Genomic DNA, 12483 nt, shown 5'->3' on the forward strand with positions numbered 1-12483 from the left:
CATGCTAATGGGAAAAGCTACAAAAAGATGGATAGAGCCATGCACAAGGCTGCGGTGCAGGCAGAGCGTAAAATCGCCCAGAATGTCCGGAGTGAGGCGCAGAAGCGTAAGATGAGAAACTATAGGCCGGGATGCCTGGAGGGACGTATAGGCGTTTATGGAGCTTCTTCTTCACCAATGGGGAGACTGGCCAGAGCTATACAGAAATACTGATAAAACCGAAGCCACGGAGATAGTAATCATCGACAGTCAAATGAATTACCGAGGAAAACTTGACACTTACCGCGTCCAACTCCCCCTTGAGAATTTCCCTGTTTTTCTCTACAATAAAAAGAAAACAGGCGTGACGCCTCTATTGATAGAGAAGGAGCTTCTATGAAAAAGCTTAGGAATATAGTCCTGGCGGCAGCGCTGCTCATGGGCGGATGGCAGGCGGCCATGGCGGAGGATCTGACCATTGCCGGTCTGGGCACGCTGCCTTTGGACAGCCGGATTTCCATTACCGACGGGAAAGATAATGTGATGGTGGATTTGTTTAAAAAAGAAACGAAGAAGATGGGCTACGGAAAGACGGCAAGGGCGCTCATGTGGAGCATGCTTGCCGTGCCGCCAGGCATGAATCTTTATCCTGAGAAGGCGCCTTATCCCTACGACTCTCTTCATCTGTACCAGCTGGTGAAACGGACCGTTTCCGGCACTTATACGGCGGCGGTATTTGTCTTTTCCGGCACCGAGGACGATTTCTTCCATGAAGGAGGCAGGAAGGCCGCCCTTTTCTGGAGGGATGCTTTCCGGGAAGATGCCGGCCGCCCTACCTCTCTCTTCGGCATGCCCAAGATTTCCACTGCCGAATTTCAGGGATTTCTGGATGAAATGATGAAAGAAAAGGGAGACGGCAGCCGGGCGGTGAAGATACTGACATTCAATCCCTGGCATGCTTTCCGGGACGGCGATGGCACCTATCACTGGTCCCAGGAGGCCAAGGTGATTATTACCAATGAAAAAGGTCTGTCCTATCCGCTCTGGGTTTACACCTCCCTCTATAAAGAAGGAAATCGGTACTACCTGATTGAAGTCAATGGCAGTCACGAAGCGGCGGATGCCCTGGGCGATTCCCTGGTTTACGGACTGTATCAGTTGAAAAGGAGCAGCAAATGAAAAGATTGGTACCATGGATCCTGGCAGCCCTGATTCTGGCCGGCGGCAGTGCCTCAGCCTACGACATAGCCTCCCTGGCAGGGAAGACTCTTTCTAAAAATTTCATCTATAAAGACATTCCAGAGACCCAGAGCTTAAGCTTTGGGGGCGGAGAGATTCCCTACCACATGGGACAGCTCTCCATTATCAGAAAACGGTCCCAGAAATTTTCCTCCGGCTATATCGTGCAGGCCAAACTGCCCCGGCAGCTGGCGGAAGAGATGCGCCCCTATTTCCGCATGAATCTGGGAGAAGAGCAGTGGGAAGGACTCTCCCGGGTGAACCGGGCCCTGCTGAATCCTGCATCGCCCCTTCGGGTGAACATGGAAAAAACAGTGATGAGCCTGGCTGTCAACGCCCTGGGGGAAGTAGCGGAGCAGAATGTGACTGCGGACATCTCGGAAATCGAACCCTTCCGCCGCCTCACTGCCGATGAAGCCTACGTCTTCACCGCCGGCGCCCATATTACCTACAATGCAGGAGGCCTCATCCTCCCCATGTACAGCCGGGCCTACTTCTTCCCCAGCTCCGACGGGAAAAACCTGGACGTCCTCATGCTTTTCACTCCTGATGAAGGCAAAGGCCCCCTGGTCTACGCCATCGACGACCTGGCCAAAGAAGCGGCCAAAGAAGAACTCCTTGGCGCAGGAGGATACAGAGATCTGGGGGTCATACTGGGAAAGACAAGCCCCTTTGGGACTTGAGGGTTCAGGCGCTTTCGGCACTCGGGACCGGGATCGGGACCGGGACTTAGGCGGTGCTTTCCAGTATTCCCGAAGGTTGACACGCCCTTACGGGCGTGAGGGTTGATGGCGCCGCCGGGCCTTTGGCCCTGGGCGCCAAGGGTTCTGTCCGGGATCGGCTGACGCCTCCCGGACGGGTTGAGTGCTCCGCCCTCGGGAGGTATATAGTATCGCTGCGCTGGCGAGGTGGGCGCCCTTTCGGGCGCCATTTTTTATGCCGCCTTTGGCGGCTTATGGACAAGCCCTGACGGGCTTGAGGGTTCTAAAGTTTGACGGGGCTGTGGCCCCGAGGGTTCTTAAGTTTGACAGCGGCTATGCCGCTGAGGGTTGTGGAGGGCGCCTCTAAATTTATAGAAGACGCCAGTTTGTATAAAACCTTTACAACCGCCCTGTGGGCGAGGGAAATGCATTCCCCCCTTTGGTGGCGAGCGCAGCGAGCCAGTCAGCAGAATTGTTTTCATGTCATATGATACAGAAAAGCAAATCCCGTAACGCTGATTTTATAAGCATTGCCCGAAGGGCAATCCGAAACCCTCGGGGCCAAAGGCCCCGTCAAACCTAAGAACCCTTGGGCCGAAGGCCCATCCATCTTAAGAGCCTTTCCCTCTGAACCTTCTGAATCCTATGAACCCTCGACACGAAGGTGTGTCCAAGGCCGGTCCATCTTAAGAACTTTCCCTATTGAACCCGGGGCCGCATAGCGGCCCTTTTCTTGCTTTTTCGGTGCGAAGCCGTGGGAATTGTGGTAAGATAATGATGTATTTACAGGCTCTAACGTATGCATTCATTTCACAGGGCGCAGGGTCTGCGTCTTTGGGAATCAGGGGAAGGAGTGTTGAACTTGTCTGATATCAGACGTTTGTATGTAAGAAAGAAGGAAGGGTTCCGCCAGGGGGAGGAAAGTCTGACTCGCCAGCTTCGGGAGGTGCTGGGGGATCGGATTTCTGATTCCGCCATTTACCATCGTTACGATGTGGACGGCCTCACGGATGAGGATTATGAGAAGGCAGTGGCTACGGTGTTCTCCGAACCTCCAGTGGATGATACAGAGACAGCTCTTCCGAAGGGGGACCTGGTGCTGGGCGTGGAGTTCCTGCCGGGGCAGTATGATCAGCGGGCGGACTCGGCTGAGCAGTGCCTTGCCATTGTGACGGGAAAGGATGGCGCCCGGGTGCGCTGCGCTCTGGTGTATGCGTTCCACGGCCATTTTGAAAAAGGGGACCGGGAGAAGATCGTGAAGTTCCTGGTGAACCCGGTGGAATCCAGGGAGGCTTCTCTGGCTCCTGCGGAAACGCTGGATCTTCCTATCGAAGACCCCAAGCCGGTGCCGGTGGTGGAAGGGCTTAGAAATCTGGATGACAAGGGGATGGATGATCTGATTTCTTCCATGGGCCTTGCCATGAGCCATGAGGATCTGGCCATGATCCGCGATTATTTCCGGGATGAGGAAAAACGGGATCCCACGGTGACGGAAATCCGGGTATTGGATACCTACTGGTCTGACCACTGCCGTCATACCACGTTCTCCACGAAGCTCACCGACATTGATGTGGAGGAAGGTGCTTTTACCGCTCCTATTTCCAAAGCGCTCAGGGAATACGAAGAGACGAGGATCCATATTTACGGAAAAGATACGAAGCGCCCGGTGACCCTTATGGATATGGCCACGGCGGCTGTGAAGGCTCTCCGGAAGGAAGGAAAGCTGGATAATCTGGATGCTTCGGAGGAAGTGAATGCCTGCACCATCAAGGTGAAAATCGATACGGTAAACGGCAGCGAAGACTGGCTTCTTCTGTTCAAGAATGAAACCCATAACCATCCTACGGAAATCGAACCTTTCGGCGGCGCAGCTACCTGTCTTGGCGGCTGCATCAGGGATCCTCTTTCCGGCCGTTCCTATGTATACCAGGCCATGCGCGTCACTGGTGCCGGCGACCCCAGGACGCCTCTTTCCGAGACTCTGCCGGGCAAGCTCCCCCAGCGGAAGATAACCATTGAAGCAGCCAAAGGGTACAGCTCCTATGGCAACCAGATTGGTCTGGCTACAGGGGAAGTGAAGGAATACTACCATCCCGGATTTATTGCAAAGCGTATGGAAATCGGTGCAGTGGTGGCTGCAGCTCCTGCGGACCATGTGATCCGCCTGACGCCCCAGCCGGGAGATGTGGTGATTCTGGTAGGCGGACGGACCGGCCGTGACGGCATGGGCGGCGCCACCGGTTCTTCCAAGGAACTGAATACGGAATCCATTGAAACCTGCGGCGCAGAAGTACAGAAGGGCAATCCTCTGACAGAAAGAAAGATTCAGTGCCTTTTCCGCCGGGGCGAGGTGACCCGCCTCATTAAGCGGTGCAATGATTTCGGTGCCGGCGGCGTATCTGTGGCAGTGGGGGAACTCACTGACGGACTGGATATCAACCTGGACAAGGTGCCGAAGAAATATGAAGGCCTTGACGGCACGGAACTGGCTATTTCTGAATCCCAGGAACGGATGGCAGTGGTGGTGAAGAAGGAAGATGCGGACCAGTTTATCCGCTATGCAGCAGAAGAAAACCTGGAAGCCACAGTCATTGCCGATGTAACCGATACGAAACGGCTGGTGATGAAGTGGAGAGGGGTGCCGATTGTCAATATTTCCAGAGCCTTTCTGGATACCAACGGCGCCCAGCAGGTCAAAGCTGCCCATATTGCAAAACCCGATGACAAAGGGTATTTCCATCCCAAAGCTGTTCCTTCCATAAAGGATGCCTGGATTTCCGCCATGGGGGATCTGAACAACTGCTCCCAGCAGGGACTGTCTGAACGGTTCGATTCCACTGTCGGCGCCGGCACGGTGCTCATGCCTTTCGGCGGAAAGTACCAGAAGACGCCGGCCGACGGCATGGCAGCCAAGTTCCCGGTAAGAAAGGGAGAAACCGACAGCGCCAGCTTCATGGCCCACGGGTTTGACCCGGATCTGGCCACCTGGAGTCCTTTCCACGGGGCTGTCTATGCGGTCCTTCTTTCCGTCACCCGTCTGGTGGCCATGGGGGCTGACTGGAGAAAGGCTTACCTCACACTGCAGGAATATTTCGAAAAACTGACGGATAAAACAAGCTGGGGCAAGCCGGCAGCAGCTCTTCTGGGAGCCTTCCACATGCAGGAAGCCCTGGGTCTTGGTGCTATCGGCGGCAAGGATTCCATGAGCGGTACCTTCAATGATATCCACGTACCTCCGACGCTGGTATCCTTTGCCATTGCTCCCGGCAAAGCATCGGAAGCAGTGAGCCAGGAACTGAAGAAGGAAGGGGACGTGCTGGTCCTCTTCGGTATGCCTAAGGACAAGGAAGGCATGCCGGACCTTGATGTATTCAAGAAACACGCTGACTTCCTCTATCAGGAAGTGAAGGCAGGCCATGTGGCTGCCATGAAGGCTGTGGACCATGGTGGCGTGGCTGTGACAGCAGCGAAGATGGCCTTCGGCAACGGCCTGGGCATCCGCTTTACGGAAAATCTGCCGCTTCCCAAATTCTTCGGCAACTTCTATGGTGCCATCATTGTAGAAACCACGCCGGAAGAAGCTAAGCGTTTTGCTAAGGAACCGCATACCAAGATTCTGGGTACTGTGGGCGGAAAGACCATGGAAGCCTATGGAGAAACCATTTCCCTCTCCGACCTCCTTGCTGCCTATGAAAAACCGCTGGATTCCATTTTCCCAAGAAGGGCGGCAAGCATCGAAAAGCCGGCGCCCCTTCTTCCGGAAGTGTCTGCTATTCCTCAGTTCTACGTGCACACCAACCTGCCCCGGCCCCGGGTCTTCATCCCCACCATGCCCGGCAACAACTGCGAAGTGGACAGTGCCAGAGCCTTTGAACGGGCCGGCGCCGTTTCCGATATTTTCATCTTTAGAAATCGGGACTCTGCAGAACTGAAGGCATCGGTAGAAGAAATGGCAGAGCGCATCAGCCATGCCCAGATCGTCATGTTCCCCGGCGGCTTCTCTGCCGGCGACGAACCGGACGGCAGCGGTAAATTCATTGCCGCCGTATTCCGCAACGACATGCTGAAAGAAGCCATGGACAAGCTCCTCCATGAAAGAGACGGCCTGGCCCTGGGCATCTGCAACGGCTTCCAGGCTCTCATCAAGCTGGGCCTTGTACCTTACGGCGAATTCAAGCCTCTCACCAGTGACGCGCCTACGCTGACTTTCAACACCATCGGCCGCCACCTGTCCCGCTTCGTTACTACCAAAGTGGTATCCACCAAGTCCCCCTGGCTTTCCCTCTGCAAGCCGGGAGACCTCTTCCGCATTGCCATCAGCCACGGCGAAGGCCGCTTCATCGCTTCCGATGAACAGATCAAAGCCCTTGCCGCCAATGGCCAGATTGCGACCCAGTATACCGACTTTGAAGGCCATCCCACCTATGACAGCCGCTTCAACCCCAACGGCTCCTCCTGGGCTGTGGAAGGCATCACCAGTCCCGACGGCAGAGTGCTGGGCAAGATGGGCCACACCGAACGGCGCGGCGAGAACATTGCCAAAAATATCTGCGGAAATAAATACCAGCCCCTCTTCGAGGCCGGCGTGAAATATTTCAAAGGCTGATTGACGACATGAAAAGCTGTGGCAAAGGGTCCCTTCTGCCACAGTTTTTTCATGGCTCTTTGCAGGGACAGGAAGTTTTCCTTCAGCAGCGGATAAAGAATTTGACTGTCATTTGCATTGTGATATATTGAAAGAAGAAAGGAAAAAGACAGGGAGTGGACATAGAGAAATGAGCAGAATTTTAAAATATGGCGAAAAAGCAGCCGTCACAAAAGAAGAACGGGCTTTACCCTATTTCAAGTATTTCGAAAGAGACATGGCCCCGGTTCCTGCGGAAAAACTGGCCCTTCTGGACAAAGTGCAGCACCGGGTGGTGCCTTTTGACAAAAAGAATCTGTTTCTTACCGGAGAGGACGAGGCAGAAGGTTACTGCCAGACGGGATATGGCGTTTCCCCTGACGGTACCGGTTTTGTGGCCAACAGGACCTACATGCCTGGTGTGACGGTGGACATGATGGACTGGTGGTTTCCCTGGCACAGTGTGGGAAGCGACCTCAGATACAAAATCTGGGACCCTAAAGACCATTACTTCGCCAGAGCAGACAGGACAGCCTATGTGCTGGACCCCCGGGTTCCCATGAAAGAAAAGACCTGGGGCGTGGACCATTACATTATGGAAGATACCGGCGCAGGCCCCGAATTTCTGCAGCTCTGCTTCAAAAGACCCTCTGACTTCGGCTATGACGAATCACTGGTGGGAAAGGGGAAATGCGCTTCCCTGGTGTGCGCCATCGGCAAAAGCCGGATAGCCGCCGCCATGACCCACAAATGGTATCCCTATAAGGAAGGTATCCTTTTCTGTTCCCGCTTCTGGATCGGCTTCGGCTGGGTGGACGGCCGCATTGAGAAAACCCTGCCGGAAGGCGCGGAAATCCCGGCAAAAGCAGCCCGCGGACTCTATCACCACAGCATTGAAGAATTCACCAATCTAGCTGCCATACTGCCCGATGTGTATCGGGAGAACAGGGATAATTTTTAAATCCCATAGGAAAGAACGGATGGAACTGTTACAATACAGGTAAGAAAGGCTTATATACCTGTTATTAAAAGGCATCAGGGAAAGGCTCTATAAAACCCGGGGCACACCGGTGAGGCCGTCATTTTCCCATGTCATTCAAGGACGGAAAGGAGGCATACCATGGAACCGAAAAGCACGGACAGCAGCGCCATGTTTTTTATCAAGCGCTTCATTCAGCGGTTTAACGATGACAACGTAACGGCCCTGGCCGCAGAAGCTACCTATTATTTCATCCTGGGTCTCATTCCATTCCTCATCTTTCTGGTGAACAGTATGCTCTTCTTCGCGGCGCCCCAGATCCATGTGATACTGAACCTCCTTTCCTACCTGCCTGCCGATGTGGCAGCCGCCATGGAAACGAACATCCTCCGTATCATCCAGGCTCGAAGCTCCATCTGGCTCTTCATCGGTCTTGCCGGTGCCCTGTGGACCTCCTCCCAGGGCGTGGACACCCTGATCCGCTCCACAGACCTGGCGGTGTACGGCGACCGGAACAAGCAGTCCTATGTGCGGGTAAACGCCAAATCCATTATTTTCACCCTCTTCATTTCCTTCGCCATGATCCTGTCCCTGGGGCTCATCGTCTTCGGCAATGCAGTGGTCTATGCCATTGCCTACTACTTCCACGTCCCCGACATGCTGCTCCAGCTCTGGACAGTGGCCAAATTTGCCATTCCCTTCGTCATCATCGCCTTCTCCCTGGCCGCCTTCTACGAATACGCACCGGCAGGCAGACGGTCCGACTGGAACCGTGTCATTCCCACCGCTTTCCTGGTCACCCTCATCTGGATCGGCCTCACCGCCGCTTATGGCTACTATATCCTCCACGTGTCCTCCATGGGCCTGACCTACGGCTCCCTCATCGGCCTGGTGGTCCTCTTCATCTGGTTCCACCTGGCCGCCATGGTCATTATTGCCGGCGGCGAACTCATAGAAACCTGGGGAGAAACAGTGGAAAGAGAGCGCCCTGACGGGCTTAAGGGTTGATAGGGCGATGGACAAGCCCTGACGGGCTTGAGGGTTCTAAAGTTTGACGGGGCTGTGGCCCCGAGGGTTCTTAAGTTTGACAGCGGCTATGCCGCTGAGAGTTGTGGAGAGCGCCTCTAAATTTATAGAAGGCGCCAGTTTGTATAAAACCTTCACAACCGCCCTGCGGGCGAGGGAAATGCATCCCCCCTTTGGTGCCTTACGGCACCACCTTCCCCCCGCAAGCGGTGGGACTATGGGCGCTTAGCCATGGGGCCATGTCTCTGCAGGAAAGCATAGAGCGATTTATTCTGTCCCCCGGATGGGGGAAAGTCCGGCGCAGCCGGATAAGGGGGAGCCGCGTAGCGGCTAATCGCCAGAATGCCAATCAAGCCCTATGACACAGAAAGGTAAATCCCGTAACGTTCTTGCGTCCCCTTTAGGGGAAGAGGGCCACGAAGTGGCGAAGGGGTGGACGGTGGTAAGAATGATTATGATACTCGATGTGGACGTGACCGCCGAAAGGCGGCATTATAATATTCATCGCCCGAGAGGGCGATACCACAACCCTCGGCCTGAAAGGCCGTCAAACTTAAGAACCTTCCGGCCGTCAGGCCGGTCCATCTTAAGAACCCTCACACCGAAGGTGTGTCCAAGGGCAATCCGCAACCCTCGGGGCCAAAGGCCCCGTCAAACCTAAGAACCCTTGGGCCGAAGGCCCATCCATCTTAAGAACCTTCCCCTCTGAACCTTTTGAACCCTCTGAACCCTCTGAACCCTCTGAACCCTCGCGCCAAAGGCGTGTCCAATGGCGCAGCCCGGATAGGGGGTGGCGAGCGCAGCGAGCCAGTCAGCAGAATGCTTATCATGCCATATGACACTGAAAGCTAATCCCGTAACGCTGACTTTATACTCATCGCCCGAAGGGCGATACCACAACCCTCGGCCCGAAGGGCCGTCAAACTTAAGAACCTTCCGGCCGTCAGGCCGGTCCATCTTAAGAACCCTCGCGCCAAAGGCGTGTCCCCCAAAAAAAACAGTGCTTCCCGAAAAAAGGGAGCACTGTTTTTTTACCAGCGTTTAAGACTATTTCACCTGTATCTGGACAGCGGTCTTTGTTTCCATTTCTTCTTCGTCCCGTCCTACGCACCAGGAGGCGAAGAGGGAGCCGGACACGTTGTGCCAAACGGAGAAGATGGCACCGGCGATGCCGCCGGCGGCAGTGAAGTACATGAGGGCCAGGGTGGAGGCGAGGCCGGAGTTCTGCATGCCTACTTCGATGGCCATGGCCCGGATCTGGGCTTTGGTCATGCCGAATTTCCGGGCGCAGAAGAAGCCCAGGACCATGCCGCCCAGGTTGTGGAGGATGACGACGGCCAGGATGATGAGGCCGTTATCCAGAATGGTGCGGCCCGAGAGGGATACTACGCAGCCTACGGTGAAGATGATGACCAGGGCGGAGAGCATGGGCATGACCTTTGTCACCTTAGCCACCTGTCTCGGGAAGAAGTAGTTGAATCCTACGCCTGCCAGCAGGGGGAGGAGCACCATTTTGATGATGGAAATCATCATGGCGGTGAAGCTGATATCCACCCAGGCGCCGGCGATGAGCCAGATGAGGAAGGGGGTCACGAAGGGGGCCAGTATGGTGTTTACCATGGTCATGGAAACGGAGAGGGCCACGTCAGCATGGGCAATGTAGGAAATCACATTGGATGCCGTGCCGCCGGGGCAGCAGCCTACCAGCACCACACCGATGGCGATAGCCGGAGGCAGGGCGAAAATCTGAATGAGGACCGCTGCCAGGGCCGGCATGATGATGAATTGGAGAAGGCTTCCCAGGGCTACATTTTTCGGCTGTTTGAACACGTTGCGGAAATCGCCGGGGGTGAGGCTCATGCCCATGCCGAACATGATGATGCCCAGCATGATGGGAATATAAGGGGAAAGAGGCTTCATGACAGATGGGAAGAATATGCCGAAAATGCCGGCCAGTATTACGCCTACTGCCATGTAGCGGGTACAGATACGAATGATTTTATCAATCATGGGAAACTCCTTTATGGATGAATTCCTTCCGGGAGTATGCCTTCACGGACAGGTCCGGAAGGAAGAGGAATCAATGGTTCAGCGGTGCTTTTCCTTCTGAAAATGAGGAAATCAGCCGATTTCCCTTTCTTTTTCAGAGCCCCTTGTTTTGATGGGATGGTTCTTTTCGTCTACCATGACGACTTTGGGCACCAGAGTGCGGGCTTCTTTTTCGTCCATCTGGGCATAGGCGATGATAATGACAATGTCGCCGATGGCGGTGCAGCGGGCGGCAGCGCCGTTCAGACAGATGACGCCGCTTCCCCGTTTGCCGGGAATGGTGTAGGTTTCCAGACGGGCGCCGTTGTTGTTATTGCAGATCTGCACCCTTTCACCAGGCAGGATGCCGGCGGCATCCATAAGGTCCTGGTCGATGGTAATGCTTCCCATGTATTCCAGATTGGCTTCGGTTACAGTGGCTCTATGGATTTTTCCGTGCATCATTGTATACATCATGATTATGCCTCCAGTACTACGTTATCAATCAGTCTTGTTTTGCCAAATTTCACAGCTACTGCCAGAAGGGCTTTCCCTGTCAAGGTATCGTCCAGTTCTGTGAGACCGGGCATGCCGTACATTTCTACGTAGTCAATGTCACTCATGGGTTCCGACTTGATTTCATCAGTAACCTGGGCAATGAGCTTTGCCTTGCTTCTTTCGCCTTTGTCAAAGGCTTCCTTGGCATGTTTCAAACTTCTGGAGAGCACCAGGGCTGCCTTGTGTTCTTCCGGGGAAAGGTAAACGTTCCGGGAACTTTTGGCCAGACCGTCTGCTTCACGGACGATAGGCATCATGCGGAGGGTTACATTCATGAAAAGATCTTCCACCATACGCTGGAGGACCTGGGTCTGCTGGGCATCTTTCAGACCGTAGTAGGCGCGGTCACATTCGGTGAGGTTGAAGAACTTGGTGCATACCGTAGCTACGCCGCGGAAATGGATGGGGCGGGTGCGTCCGCAGAGAACTTTGGTAATGGGACCGCATACTTCTACCCAGGTGGGATCCTTATGAGGATACATTTCTTCCGGACTGGGGGCAAAAAGAAGGTCTGCACCGGCAGCTTCTGCGATTTTCATGTCATGGGGGAGGGTTCTGGGGTACTTGGCATAGTCTTCATTGGGACCAAACTGGGTAGGGTTTACGAAAACGGTGGTAATGGTGACATCATTTTCTGCATGGGCCGCTTTAATTAAAGAAGCGTGGCCTTCATGAAGGGCGCCCATGGTGGTGACCAGACCGATGGTTTTTCCCTCTTTCTTACACTGGTGTACAAATTCCTTCAATTCGCTGATTTTGTGGCAAAGAATCATGTTCTGCCGTCCTTCCCGGGAAAATTTCCCAACTGCTTTTCTGCAACAACGGGACAGGATTTCAATAAAAAAGGCGCACTCCAAGAAGAATGCGCTTTGTAACATGATTTCTCCAGAAAACGGCTGGCTTACAAGTCCGTGTCCCCGGGAAAAGAAAAGGGGCATCCGAAAAGGATGCCCGCTGTTTTGAAATCTCTGCATTCGTCTCGGTTATTACAATCCAAGCGATATGAATTTTGTGGAACCATATCCGCAAACCCGTGTCCTTTCCGGAAAACCACTGCAGCTCCGAAGATACTGTGCAGTCATAATCAGGAAACAGGTATTAACTGCGAGCCTGTCCATGTCATTTTAAGCTCTCCCCAGGGAGATGCCCCTATGCGCCCGATACAGGCATATGTTCCAAAAGAAAGGATACTACCATCCGCAGAAATTGTCAAGGAGGGACAAGCCCTTTGGGACGTGAGGGTTCAGGCGCCTTTCGGCGCGGTCGGGATCGGGACCGGGACCTGGGCGGTGCTTTCCAGTATTCCCGAAGGTTGACACGCCCTTACGGGCGTGAGGGTTGATGGCGCC

General features: G+C 54.4%; 8 protein-coding genes and 1 pseudogene. 6 read left to right on the forward strand and 3 right to left on the reverse strand.

Going from position 1 to position 12483, the window contains the following annotated elements; genetic code table 11:
- The 6 genes and pseudogenes from HMPREF9453_RS11955 to HMPREF9453_RS07960 all read left to right on the forward strand — a co-directional run.
- A pseudogene (locus tag HMPREF9453_RS11955) lies at nt 1-213 on the forward strand (ISLre2-like element ISDsu1 family transposase); the annotation flags it as partial.
- Nucleotides 214-375: 162 nt separating this feature from the next.
- The gene (locus HMPREF9453_RS07940) at nt 376-1158 is read left to right on the forward strand and encodes a hypothetical protein (RefSeq protein WP_008860031.1); all 783 of its coding nucleotides are present in this window, start codon (nt 376-378) and stop codon (nt 1156-1158) included.
- Nucleotides 1155-1901 carry a hypothetical protein gene (locus tag HMPREF9453_RS07945; RefSeq protein WP_008860032.1) on the forward strand — a complete coding sequence of 249 codons (747 nt, stop codon included), beginning with the start codon at nt 1155-1157 and terminating at the stop codon, nt 1899-1901. The genes HMPREF9453_RS07940 and HMPREF9453_RS07945 overlap by 4 nt, the downstream gene beginning before the upstream one ends.
- Nucleotides 1902-2781: 880 nt before the next feature.
- Complete coding sequence (locus tag HMPREF9453_RS07950; protein WP_008860033.1) at nt 2782-6525, forward strand: phosphoribosylformylglycinamidine synthase; 3744 nt, start codon at nt 2782-2784, stop codon at nt 6523-6525.
- Nucleotides 6526-6694: 169 nt separating this feature from the next.
- On the forward strand, nt 6695-7504 hold the full coding sequence (locus HMPREF9453_RS07955; protein ID WP_008860034.1) for a DAPG hydrolase family protein: 810 nt from the start codon (nt 6695-6697) through the stop codon (nt 7502-7504).
- Nucleotides 7505-7663: 159 nt separating this feature from the next.
- On the forward strand, nt 7664-8530 hold the full coding sequence (locus tag HMPREF9453_RS07960) for a YihY/virulence factor BrkB family protein (protein WP_008860035.1): 867 nt from the start codon (nt 7664-7666) through the stop codon (nt 8528-8530).
- A 1065-nt stretch (nt 8531-9595) separates the two neighbouring features.
- Here the strand turns inward: HMPREF9453_RS07960 and HMPREF9453_RS07970 are convergent.
- The 3 genes from HMPREF9453_RS07970 to panC all read right to left on the reverse strand — a co-directional run bounded on the left by HMPREF9453_RS07970 (nt 9596) and on the right by panC (nt 12012).
- Entirely contained in the window at nt 9596-10558 is a 963-nt protein-coding gene (locus tag HMPREF9453_RS07970; protein WP_008860037.1) for a bile acid:sodium symporter family protein, read from the reverse strand.
- Nucleotides 10559-10669: 111 nt separating this feature from the next.
- A complete protein-coding gene (panD, locus tag HMPREF9453_RS07975) occupies nt 10670-11053 on the reverse strand; it encodes an aspartate 1-decarboxylase (RefSeq protein WP_008860038.1) in 384 nt (127 codons plus the stop codon).
- 2 nt (nt 11054-11055) lie between these two features.
- Nucleotides 11056-12012 (reverse strand): pantoate--beta-alanine ligase, encoded by a 957-nt coding sequence (gene panC / locus HMPREF9453_RS07980; protein ID WP_008860039.1) that lies wholly within the window; start codon nt 12010-12012, stop codon nt 11056-11058.
- Between the last annotated feature and the right edge of the window lie 471 nt (nt 12013-12483).

The organism is Dialister succinatiphilus YIT 11850 (genome assembly GCF_000242435.1).
GTDB lineage: Bacteria > Bacillota > Negativicutes > Veillonellales > Dialisteraceae > Dialister > Dialister succinatiphilus.